Origin of the sequence: Nocardia sp. CA-136227, from assembly GCF_050955695.1 — a bacterium.
GTDB lineage: Bacteria > Actinomycetota > Actinomycetes > Mycobacteriales > Mycobacteriaceae > Nocardia.
This window is the reverse complement of record NZ_CP192081.1, coordinates 5,073,148-5,092,512: the sequence shown is the minus strand read 5'-3', so window position 1 is coordinate 5,092,512 and position 19,365 is coordinate 5,073,148. Positions and strand designations below refer to the sequence as shown.

General features: G+C 69.6%; 19 protein-coding genes. 13 read left to right on the top strand and 6 right to left on the bottom strand.

Annotated elements, in window-relative coordinates:
• Positions 1-32: 32 nt before the first annotated feature.
• Positions 33-2,534 (top strand): phenylalanine--tRNA ligase subunit beta, encoded by a 2,502-nt coding sequence (pheT, locus tag ACQP06_RS23510; RefSeq protein ID WP_433666653.1) that lies wholly within the window; start codon positions 33-35, stop codon positions 2,532-2,534.
• Positions 2,535-2,598: 64 nt separating this feature from the next.
• Complete coding sequence (locus ACQP06_RS23505; protein WP_433666652.1) at positions 2,599-3,384, top strand: alpha/beta hydrolase; 786 nt, start codon at positions 2,599-2,601, stop codon at positions 3,382-3,384.
• Here ACQP06_RS23505 and ACQP06_RS23500 read toward each other — a convergent pair.
• A complete protein-coding gene (locus ACQP06_RS23500) occupies positions 3,371-4,543 on the bottom strand; it encodes a transcription termination factor Rho, short form (RefSeq protein WP_433666651.1) in 1,173 nt (390 codons plus the stop codon). The genes ACQP06_RS23505 and ACQP06_RS23500 overlap by 14 nt on opposite strands.
• A gap of 207 nt (positions 4,544-4,750) precedes the next feature.
• Between ACQP06_RS23500 and ACQP06_RS23495 the strand changes: the two genes are divergently transcribed.
• The 4 genes from ACQP06_RS23495 (at position 4,751) to ACQP06_RS23480 (ending at position 7,096) form a co-directional block, all read left to right on the top strand.
• Positions 4,751-5,260, top strand: coding sequence for a PspA/IM30 family protein (locus tag ACQP06_RS23495; RefSeq protein ID WP_433666650.1), 510 nt, complete (start codon positions 4,751-4,753; stop codon positions 5,258-5,260).
• Positions 5,261-5,284: 24 nt separating this feature from the next.
• Complete coding sequence (locus ACQP06_RS23490; RefSeq protein WP_433666649.1) at positions 5,285-6,325, top strand: hypothetical protein; 1,041 nt, start codon at positions 5,285-5,287, stop codon at positions 6,323-6,325.
• A gap of 104 nt (positions 6,326-6,429) precedes the next feature.
• Positions 6,430-6,861, top strand: coding sequence for a hypothetical protein (locus tag ACQP06_RS23485; RefSeq protein ID WP_433666648.1), 432 nt, complete (start codon positions 6,430-6,432; stop codon positions 6,859-6,861).
• A gap of 4 nt (positions 6,862-6,865) precedes the next feature.
• Positions 6,866-7,096, top strand: a complete 231-nt coding sequence (locus ACQP06_RS23480) for a hypothetical protein (protein WP_433666647.1) — start codon at positions 6,866-6,868, stop codon at positions 7,094-7,096.
• Here the strand turns inward: ACQP06_RS23480 and ACQP06_RS23475 are convergent.
• From ACQP06_RS23475 to ACQP06_RS23465, 3 genes are all read right to left on the bottom strand, one after another.
• The gene (locus ACQP06_RS23475; RefSeq protein WP_433666646.1) at positions 7,072-8,187 is read right to left on the bottom strand and encodes a GlxA family transcriptional regulator; all 1,116 of its coding nucleotides are present in this window, start codon (positions 8,185-8,187) and stop codon (positions 7,072-7,074) included. The two genes, ACQP06_RS23480 and ACQP06_RS23475, sit on opposite strands and share 25 nt — an antisense overlap.
• A 2-nt stretch (positions 8,188-8,189) precedes the next feature.
• Positions 8,190-9,068, bottom strand: coding sequence for an alpha/beta fold hydrolase (locus ACQP06_RS23470; RefSeq protein ID WP_433666645.1), 879 nt, complete (start codon positions 9,066-9,068; stop codon positions 8,190-8,192).
• 272 nt (positions 9,069-9,340) lie between these two features.
• The gene (locus ACQP06_RS23465; protein ID WP_433666644.1) at positions 9,341-9,826 is read right to left on the bottom strand and encodes a nitroreductase/quinone reductase family protein; all 486 of its coding nucleotides are present in this window, start codon (positions 9,824-9,826) and stop codon (positions 9,341-9,343) included.
• A gap of 89 nt (positions 9,827-9,915) precedes the next feature.
• Between ACQP06_RS23465 and ACQP06_RS23460 the strand changes: the two genes are divergently transcribed.
• On the top strand, positions 9,916-10,815 hold the full coding sequence (locus tag ACQP06_RS23460) for an RNA polymerase sigma-70 factor (RefSeq protein WP_433666643.1): 900 nt from the start codon (positions 9,916-9,918) through the stop codon (positions 10,813-10,815).
• Between the two features lie 16 nt (positions 10,816-10,831).
• On the opposite strand, the gene ACQP06_RS23455 is transcribed toward ACQP06_RS23460, so the two are convergent.
• Positions 10,832-11,608, bottom strand: a complete 777-nt coding sequence (locus ACQP06_RS23455) for an isocitrate lyase/PEP mutase family protein (protein ID WP_433666642.1) — start codon at positions 11,606-11,608, stop codon at positions 10,832-10,834.
• Between the two features lie 66 nt (positions 11,609-11,674).
• A complete protein-coding gene (locus ACQP06_RS23450) occupies positions 11,675-13,411 on the bottom strand; it encodes an LCP family protein (RefSeq protein WP_433666641.1) in 1,737 nt (578 codons plus the stop codon).
• A gap of 88 nt (positions 13,412-13,499) precedes the next feature.
• On the opposite strand from ACQP06_RS23450, the gene argC reads away from it, so the two are divergent.
• From argC to ACQP06_RS23420, 6 genes are read left to right on the top strand one after another with little or no spacing between them, the layout of a single operon-like run.
• The gene (gene argC / locus ACQP06_RS23445) at positions 13,500-14,573 is read left to right on the top strand and encodes an N-acetyl-gamma-glutamyl-phosphate reductase (protein ID WP_433666640.1); all 1,074 of its coding nucleotides are present in this window, start codon (positions 13,500-13,502) and stop codon (positions 14,571-14,573) included.
• A gap of 32 nt (positions 14,574-14,605) precedes the next feature.
• Positions 14,606-15,808, top strand: coding sequence for a bifunctional glutamate N-acetyltransferase/amino-acid acetyltransferase ArgJ (argJ, locus tag ACQP06_RS23440; protein ID WP_433673413.1), 1,203 nt, complete (start codon positions 14,606-14,608; stop codon positions 15,806-15,808).
• Positions 15,805-16,704: an acetylglutamate kinase gene (gene argB, locus ACQP06_RS23435; protein ID WP_433666639.1), complete on the top strand. Its 900-nt coding sequence runs from the start codon at positions 15,805-15,807 to the stop codon at positions 16,702-16,704. The genes argJ and argB overlap by 4 nt, the downstream gene beginning before the upstream one ends.
• Positions 16,701-17,894 (top strand): acetylornithine transaminase, encoded by a 1,194-nt coding sequence (locus ACQP06_RS23430; protein WP_379276844.1) that lies wholly within the window; start codon positions 16,701-16,703, stop codon positions 17,892-17,894. Before argB ends, ACQP06_RS23430 begins: the two co-directional genes overlap by 4 nt.
• Positions 17,891-18,835: an ornithine carbamoyltransferase gene (gene argF / locus ACQP06_RS23425; protein ID WP_357097069.1), complete on the top strand. Its 945-nt coding sequence runs from the start codon at positions 17,891-17,893 to the stop codon at positions 18,833-18,835. The genes ACQP06_RS23430 and argF overlap by 4 nt, the downstream gene beginning before the upstream one ends.
• Positions 18,832-19,362, top strand: coding sequence for an arginine repressor (locus ACQP06_RS23420; RefSeq protein ID WP_357097067.1), 531 nt, complete (start codon positions 18,832-18,834; stop codon positions 19,360-19,362). The genes argF and ACQP06_RS23420 overlap by 4 nt, the downstream gene beginning before the upstream one ends.
• Positions 19,363-19,365 lie beyond the last annotated feature (3 nt).

Here is a 19,365-nt window from a genome sequence, read left to right as displayed (position 1 = left end):
CCTGACCCCGATACGAGGAAGCGAAACGTCAAGTGCGAGTAGCTCAGTCCTGGCTGACGGACATCCTGCAGCGGACCACCCCCGGGTGGTCGGTGACGGCCGAGGAGCTCGACGCGGGGTTCGTCCGGGTCGGTCTCGAGGTCGAAGAGGTCGACCATCTGGCGCCCATCGGCGGTGACATCGACAAGCCGCTGGTGGTCGGCCGGGTCGCCGAGATCACCGAGCTGACCGAGTTCAAGAAGCCGATCCGCTTCTGCAAGGTCGACGTCGGTAACCCCGAACTGCAGGAGATCGTCTGCGGCGCACGGAACTTCGCCGTCGGCGACCTGGTCGTGGTGGTGCTGCCCGGTGGCGAGCTGCCCGGCGGATTCAAGATCGCGTCGCGGAAGACCTACGGCCACACCAGCAACGGCATGATCTGCTCGGTCGCCGAACTCGGCATCGGCAAGGACCACAGCGGCATCCTGGTGCTCGAGCCCGGCACCGCCGAGCCCGGCGCGGACGCCAACGAGCTGCTGGGCCTGGGCGACACCATCATCGAGCTGGCCATCACCCCCGACCGCGGTTACGCGTTCTCCGCGCGCGGCCTGGCGCGTGAGCTGGCCTGCGGTTTCGACCTGGAGTACGGCGATCCGGCCGTGCGGCTGCTGCCGGACTCCGAGGTCGAGGCGTGGCCGGTGAAGATCGACCCCGAGTCGGGCTGCACGCGTTTCGCGGCGCGCCGCGTCACCGGCATCGACCCGAAGGCCGTGAGCCCGTGGTGGCTGCAGCGCCGCCTGCTGCTGTCGGGCGTGCGCCCGATCTCCCCGGCCGTGGACGTCACCAACTACGTGATGCTCGAACTCGGTCAGCCGCTGCACGCCTTCGACGCCGCCAAGGTGCGCGGCGGATTCGTGGTGCGCCGCGCCAACACCGGCGAGACCCTGCGCACCTTGGACGAGGCCGAGCGCACCCTCGACGCCGAGGACGTGGTGATCGCCGACGAGTCCGGCGTCATCTCGCTGGCCGGCATCATGGGCGGCGCGAGCACCGAGGTGTCGGACACCTCGACCGACATCCTGCTCGAGGCCGCCACCTGGAACCCGGTGGCCGTGGCCCGCACCGCGCGCCGCCACAAGCTGGGCTCCGAGGCGAGCCGCCGCTTCGAGCGGATCGTGGACCCCGAGGTCAATATCGCCGCCCTCGATCGCGCCGCCACCCTGCTGGCCGAGATCGCCGGTGGCACCGTCGAATCCGTGCTGACCGACGTGCGCGTGCTCACCCCGGCCGTGCGGCCGATCACCATGGACATCGATCTGGCCGACCGCACCGCGGGCGTGCACTACGCGCCCGGCGCGGCCACCCGCCGCCTGCAGCAGGTCGGCTGCGCCATCGAGGTCGGCGTCAGCGACGCGGGCCACCCGCAGCTGATCGTGACCCCGCCGTCCTGGCGTCCCGACCTCACCCAGCCCGCCGACCTGGTGGAGGAGGTGCTGCGCCTGGAGGGTCTGGATCAGATCCCGTCGGTGCTGCCCACCGCTCCCGCCGGCCGCGGCCTCACCGCCGCCCAGCTGCGTCGTCGTGCCGTGAGCAAGGCGCTGGCGTTCGAGGGCTGTGTCGAGGTGCCCGCCCCGGTCTTCATGCAGGCCGGTGTCTTCGACACCTGGGGTCTGGACGCCGACGACCCGCGCCGCAACACGCTGCGGGTGCTGAACCCGCTCGACGTCGAGCGCGCGGAACTGTCGACCACCCTGCTGCCCGGTCTGCTGGAGATCGCGGCCCGCAATATCTCTCGCGGCCAGCGCGATCTCGCCATCTACGCGATCGGCCAGGTCACCCTGCCGACCGAGCGGACCGCGCCCGTCGGGCTGCTGCCCGTGGATCGCCGCCCGACCGACGACGAGATCCAGGTCCTGCTCGACTCGCTGCCCGAACAGCCGACCCGGGTCGGCGCGGTCCTCACCGGCCGTCGTGAGCCGCGCGGACCGTGGGGCCCCGGCCGCCCGGTCGAGGCGTCGGACGCCTTCGCCCTGGTCGACGCGATCGCCGAGGCCGCCGGTCTGACCATCGAACGCCGTGCGGCGCAGTTCCTTCCGTGGCACCCGGGCCGTTGCGCCGAGCTGCTGGTGGACGGCGTCGTCGTCGGCCACGCGGGTGAACTGCACCCGGCCGTGCTGGAGCGTTCCGGCCTGCCGCCGCGCACCTGCGCCTTCCAGCTCGACCTCGACGCCCTGCCGCTGCGCGAGATCCGGCCCGCCCCGGTGGTTTCCGCGTTCCCCGCGGTGCTGCAGGACGTCTCGGTCAGCGTCGACAAGGCCGTTGCCGCCGTGACGGTGGAGCACGCGCTGCGCACCGGAGCGGGCGAGCTGCTCGAGGACATCTCGCTGTTCGACGTGTACGAGGGCGCGCAGGCGGGTGAGGGCCGCAAGTCGCTGACCTACGCCCTGCGCTTCCGGGCCACCGACCGCACCCTCACCGAGGACGAGGCCAGCGCCGCCCGTGACGCGGCGGTCGCTCGCGCCGCGGACGCGGTGGGCGCGGTGCTGCGCGGCTGATCCCAGTCCCTACCGAAAGGGCCCCGATCCTGGTGGATCGGGGCCCTTTCGGTATGAATGAACCATGTGGCATCCGGCGACGGCGGTCCTCAACGCGCTCAGCTACCAACCGGGCGAGCGGGGCATCGCGATGACTCCCGACATGTACGGGTTCGCCTACGACGACCTGTACTTGCGGACCTCCGACGGGGAGACCGTCAACGCGTGGTTCGTGCGTGCGGTGGGGGAACCGGTGGGGCACATCCTGTTCGCGCATGGGAACGGCGGGAACCTCGGGGATCGGTCGCCGATGCTGGCCATGCTGGCGGCGGCCGGATTCGATGTGATGGTCTTCGACTATCGGGGGTACGGACGCAGTACCGGGCGGCCGGATGAGAGCGGAACCTATCGGGATGTGCGGGCCGCGCGGGAGGCGTTGCTGGCGCAGCCCGGGGTGGATGCCGAACGGGTGGTGTATCTCGGCAAGTCGCTCGGCGGGGGAGTGATGCTGGAGTTGGCGAACGCGGTGCCGCCCGCGGCACTGCTGCTCATGTCGACGTTCACGAACATGCGGGACGCGGCGACGACGGTGTATCCGTTCCTGCCGAAGGTCTTCGTGCCCAACGCCTATCCGAGTCTGAAGCGGATTCGGCGATTGACCTGCCCGGTCCTGATCATGCACGGTGACGCGGACGAGCTGTTGCCCGTGCGGATGGGTCGGGAGTTGTTCGCGGCGGCGCCGGAGCCCAAGGAGCTGGTGATCTATCCGGGCGGGCTGCACAACAATCTGATCGGATTCCCCGGCTGGGCCGAGCGGGTCGCGTCCTGGGCGGCGGGCGTACTACCGCCCAAGCGGCTCATTTCCGGATGATGTTGGCGAGGAACTCGGCATTGCCGCCGGTCTTGCGCAGGCCGTCGAGGAGCAGGTCGAGGGCGCGCTGATCGTCGAGATCGGCGAGAGTCCGGCGCAGGGTGGCGACGGCTTGGCGTTCGGCCGGATCGAGCAGCAGATCATCGCGGCGGGTGCTGGACTTGGCGATGTCCACCGCCGGGAAGACGTGGCGGCCGGCCAGGGCGCGGTCGAGCTTGAGCTCGGCATTGCCGGTGCCCTTGTACTCCTCGAAGATGACGGTGTCGGCGAGCGAACCGGTTTCGACGAGCGCGCTGGCCACGATGGTCAGCGAGCCGCCGTTCTCGATATTGCGGGCCGCGCCCAGGAACCGCTTGGGCGGCAGCAGCGCGGTGGAATCCACACCGCCGGAGAGGATTCGGCCCGAGGCCGGTCCGGAGGTGTTGTAGGCGCGGGCCAGCCGGGTGAGCGAGTCGAGCAGGACGACGACGTCGCGGCCCTCCTCGACCAGGCGTTGCGCCCGCTCGATGGCCAGCTCGGCCAACGCGGTCTGCTCGGCGGGGGAGTGGTCGAAGGTGGCGGCGACCACCTCGGCGGGGACGCCGCGGGACAGGTCGGTGACCTCCTCGGGGCGCTCGCCGACCAGCACCAGCATGAGGTGCGCCTCCGGGTGATTGACGGCGATGCCATGCGCGATCGACTGCAGCACAGAGGTTTTGCCCGCCTTCGGCGGTGCGACGATGAGCGCGCGCTGGCCCTTGCCGATCGGCATGATCAGGTCGGTGACGCGGGTGGTGAGCTTGTTCGGCTGGGTTTCCAGCCGCAGCCGCTCGTTCGGGTGGATGGGGGTCAGTTCCCGGAAGTGCGGTCGCGCGCCCAGCTCGGCGGCCGATCGGCCGTTGACGGTGTCGACGCGCACGAGGGGAGCTTGCTTGCCGCCCTTGGGACTCGGCTGCGCGAGTCCGGCGACCAGGTCGCCGCGGCGCAGTCCGTGCGTGCGGATCAGGCGGGCCGGGACGTGGACGTCGTGCGGGCCGGGCAGGTAGCCGTCGCGGCGCAGGACGCCGGTCTGGCCGTGCAGATCCAGGATTCCCGTTGCGGGAGTGAGTGTTTCGATGTGGTCGAGGGCCCGGGTCGGATCGGTGGATACGACCGGGGGCCGGATTTCGGTGGTTGTCATGGTGTTTCTCCTTGGTGTGGCCGGATACGGCCGAGGGCGGTGGATGACCGCGGATGAATGTCGAGGGATCACCGCATAGGCGGGATCTGCTCGGTGAGGAAGGAAATCGCGGTGGGAGGGACTCTGCGTCTACCTGCGTCCACGGGATCGCGACGCCACCACGGTACGTCACCCCGCGGGGCGCGGTCAATGCGTAGCCTGGAACCCATGAGCGATGCCCAGGAACTCGCGGCGCTGTTGGCGCAGCTGCCGGATGCCGAACTCGCGGGTGTGGTCGGGGCCGCCACCGAGGGCCGGGCCGGTCTGGCCGCCCTGCACGCGGTGGCGCGATCCCTGGCGGACACCCTCGGTCATGCCCCGGATGTCATCGATGTGACTCCTGACACCCTGCCGGTGGATGGCTATTCACAGTCTGAGACGGTCGGGGGATCCGGGCAGGTCGGAGCGGGTCCGGTGGCGACCGGGATACCGGTACCGCCTGCGGGTATCCCCACCGCACCCTCGGTCGGCGGCTATACCTCCGCCGGGGTCCCTACTTTCGAGTCAGTTCGCGATAAGGTCGAGCAGCGCTACGGGACCTCGCAGGGGATGGGCGAGCTCGATCGGCAGACACCAGTGGGCCGTAGCGTAGAGGAACAGTGGGATGCGCGAGCCGAGGCCGCGCGGGAACGACTGGATCAAATTCGAAAATCGATGCAGGGCAACGATTCCGAGTAGGTCCGGCGTTCCGTCTGAGATTGGGTGGAACCTTTGACCGAGCCGCGCGAAATTGCCGAGAAACTGCTGGATCTCCAGGTCGACTTCATTGTCGCCGAGGTCTCCGGCGATCGCTTCGCCGAAGTGATCGCCCGCGATGTGGAAGCGGTGATCGGCGTCGCCGACACCATCATCTTCCGCGACGTGATCGAGATCGATCAGGCCAAGCAGACCGTCGCCAATGTCATCGACCTCATCGGCGGCAGCCCGGTGCTGGGCGAGATGGTCGGCACGCTGGCCGACACGCTCTACGAGGACATCGCCGGGAACACCGAGTACACCCTCGGTGACGTGGTCGACCGCGAACCGGTCGAACAGCTGCTGGAGAAGCTCTTCGGCATGCACCAGGCGCAGGAACGGATCCTGGAACGCCTCACCGAGAGCCCCCTGATCGCGACCGTGGCCGCCAAGTTCGTGGACAAGCTGGTCGACGATCTGATGGAGACCAACAAGCAGATGGCCTCGAAGATTCCCGGGGTCGGCTCGCTGGTGTCGATGGGCACCAATGCCGCCAAGACCGCGCGCAAGGCGGCGGAGAAGGCCGGCGGCACCTTCATCGGCGAAATGGCCGGGAAGGGAGCGCAATTCGCGCTCAAGCGGACCAACAACGCCATCCGCGAGATGCTGCGCGACGCGCCGGTGCACGACGCGGCCATGGAGTTCTGGGACCTGCACGCCGGGGAACCCGTCAGCGGCCTGCGCGAGTACCTGTCGCAGCAGGACCTGAAGGAGCTGGCGCTGATCATCCACCGGATCGGTGTGACCACCCGCAACAAGGAATACGTCGGCGTGCTGGTGGACCAGGGCGTCGAGGTGTTCTTCGAGAAGTACGGCGACCACACCCTGGCCGCCATGCTGCCCGAGCTGGGCCTGTCCGAGGCGATCATCGCCGAGGAGATCCTGCGCTACGGCCCCGCCGTGGTGGAGGCCGCCAAGCGGAACGGCGTGCTGGCCAAGCTGATCCGCGAGCGGCTGGAGCCGTTCTTCCTGTCCGAGCCGGTGCTGGCGGTGCTCGCCGGGAACTGACGCCCGAGACTCGATCCGGGGCCGTACGCGGTGATCGTGTGCGGCCCCGCGTCATTCCCTGGAGGGAATCGCGCAGCGTATCGATTCCTCGCAGACTCATGGTCATGACGAACAACGGCATCGACCTGAACGACATCGCCGCCCGCTACCTGGCCCAGTGGAACGAATCCGATCCGGAGGCGCGCCGCAAGCTCATCCGCGACCTGTGGGCCGAGGACGGCGCGCAGATCCTCGTCGATCCGCCCGAGGCCATGCGCACCGCGGCCGCCGAGCTGAACTTCCCGATCCCGGCCCTCGAGGTCCGTGGCCACCACGCACTGGAACGTCGCGTGGAACGCGCCTACGACATGTTCATCGGCACCGGCCACCGTTTCGTGCAGCGCGGGGAGACGACGGCGCTGCTGAACCATGTCATCGCCATCACCTGGTCCATGGTGACCGAGGACGGCGCCGTGGTCGGCGGCGGCCTGGACGTACTGGCGCTCGACGAGGACGGCCGCATCCGCACCGACCACCAGCACATCGCCGTCGCCTGACGGCGTGGGTGAAAAACATTGCGCGACAGGCGATACCCGCGCTTCCGCAGTGCCGCACCCGGAATGGGTGCGGCTGTGGTCGACAGAGGTGTCGTCGCCCGCCGATATGGAGCGCCGACCCATCCGGGTGCGTTCATCCGAGACCGGCGAATGGGTGAGCATGCACGTGCAGCTCTTCAAATTCGAACTGCCGCAGCGGCCGTGGTGGATCTACTCGCCGGTGCCGGTCGGCTGAGCCGGGCTCAGGGCGAAATGCTGGCGGTAGCGTTCGGGTGTGGTGGCCAGGCGGCGGGTGAACACCCGGTGCAGGGTCTCCCCGTGGCGGTAGCCGACCTGGCGGGCGATCGCGCCGATGGTCAGTTCGGTGGACTCCAGGAGTCGCCGGGCCGCCTCGACTCGCAGATCCTCCACGAATGCCGCTGGTGTGCAGCCGGTTTCGGTGCGGAAGGCGCGGGCGAAATGACGTTCGCTCATGCCCGCGCGGGCCGCCAGCCCGCTCACGGTGAGCTCGTCGCCGAGGTGATCGGGCAGCCACTGCTGCACGGCCCGGATGGCGGGCGTGCGGGCGGGCTGACTGCGCAACTGGGCGCTGAACTGGGCCTGACCGCCCGGACGACGGGTGAACACCACATACACCCGCGCGATCATGGCGGCTGTCTCGCGACCGTGGTCGTCCTCGACCAGAGCCAGCGCCAGATCGACGCCCGCGGACATGCCCGCCGAGGTCCAGCGATTGCGGTCGCGGACGTAGATGCGATCCGGTTCGACCGTGACCCGCGGATAGCGCTGGGCGAGTAGGGCGGTCGAACCCCAGTGGGTGGTGGCGCGGTAGCCGTCGAGCAGGCCCGCGGCGGCCAGCAGCAGCGCGCCCGCGCACACCGATGTCACCCGGCGGGCCTTGCGGGCGAGGGCGGGGAGAGCGGGGACCACCGCCGCCGCCCCGGGACCGTGGACATCGCCGCCCACCACGATGAGGGTGTCGAAGTCGTCTCCGGCGGTGATGTCCTCGAGCGAATGCGCGACCGACAGGGTCAGTCCGCCATCGGCCTCGATGGGCAGCCCGCCCGGCGACGCCGTCAGCAGCCGATACGGCAGTGCCGGGGAGTCGCCGTCCGAGGCGTCAGCGGTCTCGCCGAGGGCGCCGGCCGGGCCACGCAATTCCGGTGGCAGCCGATCCGGCGGCGTCTCGACGATGGTGTTGAGGAGTGCGAACACATCGAGCGGTCCCGCCAGTTCGGAGATCTGCATGCCTTGGAAGACGACGAAGACGACGGTGCGAGGCGCGGGCACCTCCCGATCATCGCAGTCGGCGCAGGCGGCTGTCACGGTCAGTTGCTGATCGATCCGGCCGGATCGCGGGTGGTGTGGCGGTCCAGGAACGGGATCATCAGCGCGGCCACCAGCTCGGGGAACTGGGCGTGCGGATAGTGCCCACCCTGCTCGACCAGCACATACTGGCCGAGCCCGCTGGGCAGACCGGCCACGATCGCCCGGGCCTCGTCTTCCGGGTGCGGGAAGTCCGGATCGTCCGCGCCCATGATCACCAGTGCGGGACAGTGGACCTCGGGCAGCCGGGCCGCGGCGTCGGCCGGGGTGGTTCTGCCGGTCTTCATGAATTCCGCCCAGCGGCCGGGGCGCTCCAATTGGGTCCGCAGTTCGGCGAGGTAGCCGTCGTGATCGGCGGGCGCGGTCGGGTAGGCCACGCCGTCGAGGTACCCGAACCACAGACGCGGCGACTTCAACAGCTGGGTGCCGATCAGTTCCAGCATGCCGCGCCGGTGACGGCGATCCGCCCACAGCGCTCCGAAATCCACGCCCTGGGTGAGCGTGAAGGGGTCGATCTCGACGATCGCCGACACCAGCTCCGGCGCCTCGGCCGCCGCGATGGTCGCCGAACCGCCCGACAGCGAGTGCCCGACGATCACCGCCGGACCCCCGAAATGCCGGATGACTCCGAGCAAGTCGAGGGCCACGTCGGTGCGGCTGATGGCGGCCTTCCCGGTCACCGACGGCCAGTCCACGCTGGACTCGCCGTGCCCGCGCATATCGACATTGACCACGCGGTACCCGGCGGCGGCCAGCGGGGCGACCAGATGACGGAAGTCCCGCCGCCAGGTCCCCATCCCGTGCGACAACACCACCAAGGGCCCGTCACCGGTCACGTCACACGCGATCCGCCCGTGCTCGAGCTCTACATACTCGGTCATTTCCAGTTCCTTCCAAGCGATTTCGCTCCGCTGCCGCGGTGGGCGGCATGCAGGAATTGAACGCCGGAACCGGGGTTCGGCCGAGGGGCCGGGCAGGGCGGATCAGTGGTGTGGCCGATCCGGTCAGTCGCTGACCGCCCCGACCCGCACCTCGGTCGTCGCCGTTTCGGAGGCTCGAACCAGGCGGTGAGCGCGTCCCGCAGCGCCGACTCCGCCGTGTCCGCGGGCTCGGCCACCCTTGCGGCCCAGGGCGATGCGGGCGTCAGTCTTACCTACGCACGGCTGAGAACAGCGATCGGGAACTGCCGCGGACTCAGCGCCCGGTAGGTATCGAAGTGGGGGTAGGTGGCAGCGAGAGTGCGCCAGTGCGCGTCGTATTCAGCGGAATCGGTAACCACCCGATACGTGACCGGAAAGCTCTCGCGCCCGATCCGAACCTGAGCCTTGTCGGTGGCCAGAAGGTTCTTCCACCAGTTGGGCACACCGGGGTTACCACCATTGGAACCACACACCAGCAGATCATCGCCGGACCGGACGAGCATCAACATGACCGGCCGAGGCTCGCCGGACTTGCGGCCGGGCACCGTCAGCTCGAAGACAGGGTCGCCGAAGAGAGTGGCGAACCGGGTGCCGCCGAAACGCGTGTAGAGACGACGGTGCACGCGAGCGTAGAAGCGGGCCACCCCGCCCAGATAGGTGCTGGAGTAGAAGTTGAAGCGGCCCATCAGGGTCAGCTTGCCGGGATCGGCGCCGGTCATTGGATTCCCCTCGGGACGGTGGGCGTTCGAAACTGACTGTACATGGTGTCCAGCGAGTTGACGCGAGGCCTACTGGCTAGGCTTCGGGGATGGGGACGGACACGGATCGGCCGGCCGGAGTGGACGAGTTCGATGGGCTGCGACCGTTATTGTTCACGGTCGCCTACCAACTGCTCGGGAGCGCCGCCGACGCCGAGGACGTGGTGCAGGACAGCTACCTCCGGTGGCGGGACACGGACCGGGAACGAGTCGAGAACCCGCGCGCGTATCTGACCACGGTCGTGACACGGCAGGCGCTGAACCATCTGCGGACGGTGCGCCGGCGGCGTGAGGAATACGTGGGCAGCTGGCTGCCCGAACCCATCCGCACCGACGCCTACACCGAACACGATGTGCTGCTGGCGGAATCGGTGTCGATGGCCATGCTGCTGGTGCTCGAAACCCTCGGGCCGACCGAGCGGGCGGTGTTCGTGCTGTCGGAAGTGTTCGGGCACAGTTTCGTCGAAATCGCCGGGATGGTGGGCAAATCCGATGCCACCGTGCGGCAGATCGCGCATCGGGCTCGCGCGCACGTACGGGAACGCCGCAAGCGGTTCGAACCCGACACCGAGACGAGCCGGGCGGTGATCGAACGGTTCCTGCTGGCCACACAGACCGGCGATACGCAGACGCTGATGGATGTCCTCGCGCCGGACGTGGTGCAGATCTCCGACGGCGGCGGCAAGGTCACCGCGGCCCGGAAGCCCGTCGCGGGCGCGGAGCGGGTCGCGATCTACCTGGTGCGGCTGGCGCGGAACGGCATCGCGGACATGACCGTCGAGTTCGGCACGTACAACGCACTGCCCGCCGTCCTACTGTGCACCACGGATGGACTACTCGACACCGTGCAGCTGATCGAAACCAGCGGCGACCGCATCACCGGGCTGTATGCGATCCGTAATCCGGACAAGCTGCGGACCGCTGAACTGACGCGCGTGCTCGCTCGGTGACCGCTCGCTGCGGAGCCTAAGGCTCCAGGACGCGCTGAATCGTTGCGTAACTGGGTATTTCGGCGACCAGCGGATGACCGTGGGCCACGGATTCCGCCGTATGCACCGCGGCCGCCAGTGCCGCGCGGTACAGCAGCGACCCCGTGCTGATGCGCCGGACACCCAAGCCGCCCAGCTCGGCCACCGTCAGCCCGGCAGGGGAGAACAGGATGTTCAACGGCGCGCTCAACGCCGCCGTGAGGGCACGAATCCCCTCGGCGTCGGTGATCCCCGGCACGAAAATGCCGTCCGCACCACACTTCTCGTAATGCTGGACCCGTTCCAGCGTGGAGTCCGCGTCGATGCCGAGCCAGTAGGTGTCGGTGCGCGCGTTGACGAACAACTCGGGCACGCGAGCCTTCACCGCCGCGATCAGCTCGCCCTGCTCGCGAGGATCCGCCAACGCCGTATTGGATCGGCTGTCCTCCAGATTGATTCCCGAGATCCCCGCGTGCGCGAGCTCCGCACAGAACTCGGCCACCTCGCGGGCGTCGGTGCTGAACCCGCCCTCGATGTCCACGGTGACCGGGATGGTCAGCCGTCCGAGCCGCCGGGCCAGAGCGAGGGTTTCGGTCCGCGTGGCGGCGGTGCCGTCGGGCAGTCCGGCCCCGGCGGCGACGCCCAGGCTGGTGGTGCCCAGCGCCGGGAATCCCGCCTCGGCGAGCATGGCCGCCGACCCGTAGTCCCACGCGTTGGGCAGGACCAGCGGGCGGTCACCGTGGTGCAGACTGCGGAAGAGCTCGGTCTTCGTCATGGCGGCACTCCGTTCGTCGACGGTGGGTCACGCGGGTCGCGGCGATATCAGGTCACGCGGGTGAGATCAGTTCACGCAGGGGATCTTCGAGCCGATGGTGGTGGTCACCGGCTTGCCGGAGTCGGGCGCGTCCGAGGTGGTCGTGTCCGAGGTCGCGGCCTGGCTGGTGCTGGAGCCGTTGGCGGTGGTGGTCGGGGTGGTGGCGGTCGCCGTCGGGTCCAGGGACGTCGGGATCTCGAGGTCGCTGCCGACGACCAGCTTCACATGCCCCGCCGACACCGACGTCGACGGGCTGACCGGTAGGCCGCCGAACATCTCCGACACCTGCTTGGCGTCGGTGTCGCCGCCGGTGCCGTAATACACGGTCGAGCTGGTGCCGTCGGCGTAGGAGGCGTTGGCGACCTCACCGGCCGGGAATCCCTTGGCGGTCAGCAGCTTCGACACCTTCGCCGCCTGGCCGGGGGTGCCGCTGGCGTTGACCACGTCCAGCGTCGAGGTGGGGGTGACGAGCGGGGCGCTGGGCGCGGCCGGAGTCGAGACGCCGAACGCCTCGCGCACCGTCTTCTTGATCGCCACCGGATCGATGACGTTCACGTCCTGGCCGTCGACATTGTCGTAGCGCAGCACCGGCAGCGTGCGGAACTCCACCGACGGCGAGTCCGCGCGGCCCAGGGTGGTGGCGAAGTCGGTGAGGCTCCAGCCGTCGGAGAGCACCACGTCCTTGTGCGCCACATCGATCAGCGCCTTGAGCCGACCCGGATTGGTCAGCGTGCCAGAGCTTTTCATGGAGTTCGCGACCGAGGTCAGGAACGCCTGCTGCCGGTGGGTGCGGTCCAGGTCGCCGTTCTCCAGGCCGTGCCGCTGCCGCACGAACGCCAGCGCGTCCGAACCGTCCAGGTGCTGCGGTCCCGCCGGGAACTGCGCGCCCGAGTAGTAGCTGTCGTCCACTGCATGGTTGAGGCACACGTCGACGCCGCCGAGCGCGGTCGCCAGATCGTAGAACCCCGCCAGCGAGATCTCCGCGAACCGGTTGATCGGGACGCCGGTCAGCGCCTTCACGGTCTGAACGATGCTGGCACGCCCGGCTTCCCGGCCCTGCCGCTCCAGTTCGGGACCCTCGGCCATGCCCTTGGCCTTGAGTTTCTCCTCGACCGTGTACTTCTTGAGGCCGTACGACTCCTTGATCTTGGCGTGGTCGTAGCCCGGAATGCCCTGCACCGGCACATAGTCGTCGCGCGGGATGGAGAACGCGACGATGTGCTTGAGGTCCTTCGGAATGTGCACCAGGATCAGCGAATTGGCGTTGTAGCCGCCCTCGGTGCCGTCGCCGGCGTGCAGCTGGTCGAGGATCTCCTTGGGGAGATCGTTGCCGTTCAGGTCTTTTCGGGTGTCCAGACCGATCAGCAGCATGTTGATGTCGCCGTCGAGGTTCACGTCCTCGGGCGAAATCGCGCCGGAGCGGGTGAAGCCCTGGTCCAGGGTGGTCTCGCCGTACCAGACGACACCGGTGATGCCCATCACGCCCGCCGCGACCATGGCCATGGCACCGCGTCCGGCCAGGCGCAGCTTCTTGTCGCGCTCGCGCTCGGCGGGGGTGCGCTCGCGGCGGTTGCCGCCGCTGCCCGGCTTCTCGCCGCCGCCGCTCCGACCCTCGGTACGACGGCGGCCCGCGCGCGGGGGCTTCGAGTCACCCTGGGCGCGCCGCGAGCGGCGGGGGGCGGGATTCGGCGTCTCCGGTGCCCGGTGAGAGCGGCCCGACTGGGGGCCGACAACCGGCAGCGGCTGGGTGGCGTCGTCGTACATGGCGTTGTCGAGTGTGCCGTAAGCGGCGCGTCCTGTCAGATTTCCGCCCGGTTGTGAATGAGCTTGCACAGTCGTGCATAATCATCACATGGTGGATACCTCGAACGGGCCCCTACGGGTCGCGGTAGCTGGTGCGAGCGGCTACGCGGGCGGTGAAGTGCTGCGCCTGCTCCTCGGACACCCCGCCTACCGAAGCGGGCACCTCGAGATCGGGGCGCTGACCGCGGGCTCCAACGCCGGCACCACCCTCGGTGAGCTGCAGCCTCACCTGCTGCCGCTCGCCGACCGGGTCCTCGCGCCCACCACCGTCGAGGAACTCTCCGGCCACGACGTGGTCTTCCTCGGCCTGCCGCACGGCCAGTCCGCGGCGATCGCCACGGCCTTGCCGGACTCCACGATCATCATCGACTGCGGCGCCGACTTCCGGCTCACCGACGGCGCGGCCTGGGAGAAGTACTACGGCACCCCGCACGCCGGCCACTGGCCCTACGGGCTGCCCGAACTGCCGGGCGGCCGCGACAAGCTGCGCGGCGCCACCCGGATCGCCGTCCCCGGCTGCTATCCCACCGTGTCGAGTCTCGCGCTGGCCCCGGCCGTCGCGGCGGGCATCATCGAACCTCGGGTGAATGTGGTTGCGGTGAGCGGCACTTCGGGCGCGGGCCGCAAACTCGACGTGGGCCTGCTCGGCTCCGAGGTGATGGGCTCGATGCGGGCCTACAGCATCGCGGGCGCGCACCGGCACACCCCCGAGATCGCGCAGAACCTGAAGGCCGCCCAGCTGTCCGGAGGCGCAGCCGATGCCGACGTGAGCGTGTCGTTCACCCCCGTGCTGGCCCCGCTGCCGCGCGGCATCCTCGCCACCTGCACCGCCCCCACCACCGTGGACGCCGCCCAGGCCCGGGCCGTCTACGAGAAGGCGTACGCCGACGAGCCTTTCGTGCACCTGCTGCCCGAAGGCGTGCTCCCGCAGACCGGTTCGGTGCTCGGCTCCAACGCCGTCACCCTCCAGGTCACCGTGGACACCGACGCCGGACTGCTGGTGGTCATCGGCGCGATCGACAACCTGACCAAGGGCACCGCCGGGGCCGCGGTGCAATCGATGAACCTGGCCCTCGGAATCGACGAGACCGCAGGACTTTCCACCGTAGGAGTGGCACCGTGAGCAACGACAACGTCAGCAACGACAGCGAGGCTGTGGGGAACGGCAAGCTGGTGCGGTCGCAGGGCGTCACCGCGCCGCTGGGCTTCCGGGCGGCCGGCATCACGGCGGGCATCAAGAAGAGCGGCAAGCCCGACCTGGCGCTCGTGTTCAACGAGGGCCCCGATTACGCGGCCGCGGGCGTGTTCACCCGCAACAAGGTCAAGGCCGCACCGGTGCTGTGGTCGCAGCAGGTGCTGACCGGCGGGCATCTGCGCGCCGTCATCCTGAACTCCGGCGGCGCCAACGCCTGCACCGGCCCCGGCGGCTTCCAGGACACCCACACCACGGCCGAGGAACTCGCGAAGGCGTTGAGCAACTGGGGAACCGAGACCGGCGCCGGTGAGATCGCCGTCTGTTCCACCGGTCTGATCGGTGACCGGCTGCCCATGGACAAGCTGATCCCCGCCGTCACCGAGATCGTGCACGAGATGGGCGGTGGCCTGTCCGGCGGCGCCGAGGCCGCGCGCGCCATCATGACCACCGACACGGTGCCGAAGGAGACCGCCTTCCACCACCAGGACAAGTGGAACGTCGGCGGTATGGCCAAGGGCGCGGGCATGCTCGCGCCGTCGCTGGCCACCATGCTGGTGGTGCTCACCACCGACGCGGCCGCCACCCCGGACCAGCTGGACGAGGCGCTGCGCAACGCCACCCGCTACACCTTCGACCGCCTCGACGTGGACGGTTCCTGCTCCACCAATGACACCGTGCTGCTGCTGGCCAACGGCGCGTCGGGGGTCACCCCGAGCCAGGCCGACCTGAACGCGGCCGTGCTCGCGGTCTGCGACGACCTCGCCGAGCAGCTCATGTCCGACGCGGAGGGTGTCACCAAGCGCGTGCACATCACCGTCAAGGGCGCGATCAGCGAGGACGAGGCGCTGATCGGCGCGCGGGCCCTGGCTCGCGACAGCCTGGTCAAGACCGCCTTCTTCGGCTCCGACCCGAACTGGGGCCGGGTGCTGGCCTCGATCGGCATCGCGCCCATCGAACTGGATCCGAACCGGGTCTCGGTGTCGTTCAACGGATCCCCGGTGTGCATCGACGGCGCGGGCGCGCCCGGCGCGCGCGAGGTGGACCTGTCCGGCCCCGACATCCAGGTGCTGGTGGAACTGAACCTCGGCGACGGCGAGGCCACCGTCCGCACCACCGACCTGTCGCACGGATACGTCGAAGAGAACTCGGCCTACAGCTCATGAGCGATGTGGTGAAACAGCTTTCGGCCCTCGACAAGGCGCACGTCCTCGCCGACGCGCTGCCGTGGCTGCAGAAGTTCCGCGACAAGATCGTCGTCGTGAAGTACGGCGGCAACGCCATGATCGACGACGACCTCAAGCGCGCCTTCGCCGCCGACATGGCGTTCCTGCGCACGGTCGGCGTGCACCCGGTGGTGGTGCACGGCGGCGGGCCGCAGATCAGCGCCATGCTGAAGAAGCTCGGCATGACCGGCGAATTCCGCGGCGGCTTCCGGGTCACCACCCCCGAGGTCATGGACGTGGTCCGGATGGTGCTGTTCGGGCAGGTGGGCCGGGAACTGGTGGGGCTCATCAACGCCCACGGCCCGTACGCGGTCGGCATCTCGGGTGAGGACGCGCACCTGTTCACCGCCACCCGCCGCACCGTGCAGGTCGACGGCGAGGCCACCGATATCGGGCTGGTCGGCGACGTCACCTCCGTGGAACCCTCGGCCGTGCTGGATCTGATCGCGGCGGGCCGGATTCCGGTGGTGTCCACCATCGCCCCCGACGCGGACGGCGTGGTGCACAACATCAACGCCGACACCGCCGCGGCCGCGCTCGCCGAGGGCATCGGCGCGGAGAAGCTCGTCATCCTCACCGATGTCGAGGGCCTGTACACGAATTGGCCCGACCGGTCCTCGCTGACCAGCCGCATCGACACCGACGAGTTGGTCAAGTTGCTGCCGTCGCTGGACGAGGGCATGGTCCCGAAGATGGAAGCCTGCCTGCGCGCCGTCGAGGGCGGCGTCCCGACCGCGCACGTGATCGACGGGCGTGTCGCGCACTCGGTCCTGCTGGAACTGTTCACCGGGGAGGGCATCGGCACGATGGTCACCCCCGCACAGGAGATCTCATGAGTACAGCCGACATTCAGCAGCGGTGGCAGACCGCCCTGATGAACAACTACGGCACCCCGAAGGTCGCGCTGGTGCGCGGCGCGGGCGCGGTGGTCTACGACGCCGACGGCAAGCGCTACCTCGATTTCCTGGGCGGCATCGCGGTCAACAGCCTCGGCCACGCGCACCCGGCCATCCTGTCGGCCGTCACCCAGCAACTGGGCACCCTCGGCCACGTGTCGAATCTCTATGCGTCCGAACCGGTCATCGAGCTCGCCGAGCGGCTGCTCGCGCACTTCGGCGACGGTCACGGCAAGGCGTTCTTCTGCAACTCCGGCACCGAGGCCAACGAGGCCGCGTTCAAGATGGCGCGGCTGACCGGGCGCACCAAGATCGTCGCCTGCGAGGAGGCGTTCCACGGCCGCACCATGGGCGCGCTCGCGCTCACCGGCCAGCCGTCCAAGCGGGAACCGTTCGAGCCCATGCCCGCCGGCGTCGTGCACGTGCCCTACGGTGACGCGCTCGCGCTGGCCGCCGCCGTCGACAAGGACACCGCCGCGGTCTTCCTCGAACCCATCATGGGCGAGAGCGGCGTCGTGGTGCCCCCGGCCGACTACCTGGCCAAGGCCCGCGCCATCACCAAGGACCAAGGCGCGCTGCTGATCCTGGACGAGGTGCAGACCGGCATCGGCCGCACCGGCGCGTTCTACGCCCACCAGGCCGCGGGCATCGTCCCCGACGTCATCACCCTGGCCAAGGGACTCGGCGGCGGTCTGCCCATCGGCGCGGTGCTGGCCCAGGGCCCGGCCGCGGATCTGCTGCAGCCGGGCATGCACGGCACCACCTTCGGCGGCAACCCGGTGTGCGCGGCGGCCGCTCTCGCCGTGTTGCGGACCATCGACGAAGAGGGTTTGCTCTCGCACGTGGAGAAGGTCGGCAAGATCCTCGTCGACGGCATCGAGCACCTCGGGCACCCGCTGGTGGATCACGTGCGCGGCGCGGGCCTGCTCATCGGCATCCAGTTGACCGACGACGTCTCCGCCGAGGTCGATCTCGCCGCCCGCGAGGCCGGATATCTGCTGAATCCCGCCAAGCCCAACGTGATCCGGCTCGCTCCGCCCCTGGTGCTCACCGAGACCCAGGCCGAGAACTTCCTGTCCGACCTGCCCGGCATCCTCGATGCCGCCCAGGCCCAGAAGGAGTCCAAGTGACCATCCGGCATTTCCTGCGCGACGACGACGTCACCCCCGCCGAACAGGCCGAGATCCTCGCCCTGGCCGCGGAATTGAAGGCCGCGCCGCTGGCCCGCAAGCCCCTGGAAGGCCCGCGCGGCGTCGCGGTGATGTTCGAGAAGAACTCGACCCGCACCCGCTTCTCCTTCGAGATGGGCATCGCCCAGCTCGGCGGTCACGCCGTGGTGGTGGACGGCCGCGACACCCAGCTGGGCCGCGAGGAGACCCTCGCCGACACCGGCCGCGTGCTCTCCCGCTACGTCGACGCCATCGTGTGGCGCACCTTCGAACAGGCCCGTCTGGACGAGATGGCCGGCGCCGCAACGGTTCCGGTCGTCAACGCGCTGTCCAACGAGTTCCACCCGTGCCAGGTGCTGGCCGACCTGCAGACCCTGCGCGAGCGTAAGGGCGACGACCTGACCGGCCGCAACCTCACCTTCCTGGGTGACGGCGCGAACAATATGGCGCACTCGCTCATGCTGGGCGGCGTCACCGCGGGCATGAACGTCACCATCGCCGCCCCCGAGGGTTTCGAGCCCTTCGGCTGGATCGTGGACGCCGCCCAGAAGCGGGCCGCCGAGACCGGCGCGACCATCACCCTCACCCACGACCCGCTCGCCGCCGTCGAGGGCGCCGACGCCCTGGTCACCGACACCTGGACCTCCATGGGCCAGGAGAACGACGGCCGCGACCGCGTCGCCCCGTTCCGCCCGTTCCAGGTCAACGCCGAGCTGCTGGCCCGCGCGGCCGCGGATGTGACGGTGCTGCACTGTCTTCCGGCCCACCGCGGCGAGGAAATCACCGACGAGGTCCTCGACGGCCCGCACAGCGCGGTCTGGGACGAGGCCGAGAACCGCCTGCACGCCCAGAAGGCCCTGCTGGTCTGGCTGCTGGAACGATTCGCGCGAGGCGACAGGTGAGCAGCGGCGAACGACGCACGGCCGCACCGGCTTCGGGTAAGTCCGGTGCGGCCATCGCACGCACGCGCGCGGGCCGGCAAGCCCGCATCGTCGCCATCCTCGCTCAGCACGAGGTCCGCAGCCAGTCCGAACTGGCGGCGCTGCTCTCCGGCGAGGGCATCGACACCACCCAGGCCACCCTCTCCCGCGACCTCGACGAACTGGGCGCGGTGAAGCTCCGCGCCGCCGACGGCGGCGCGGGCGTCTACGTGGTCCCCGAGGACGGCAGCCCCGTCCGCGGCGTCACCGGCGGTACCGAACGCCTCTCGAAACTCCTCGGCGACCTGCTGGTCTCCACGGACGCCAGCGGCAATATCGCGGTCCTGCGCACCCCGCCGGGCGCGGCCCACTTCCTGGCGAGTGCGCTGGATCGGGCCGCCCTTCCGGAGGTCGTCGGCACCATCGCCGGCGACGACACCATCGCCGTCATCGCCCGCGAACCCATGACCGGCGCCGAACTCGCCGCCAAGATCGAACAGCTGGCCTGAGCG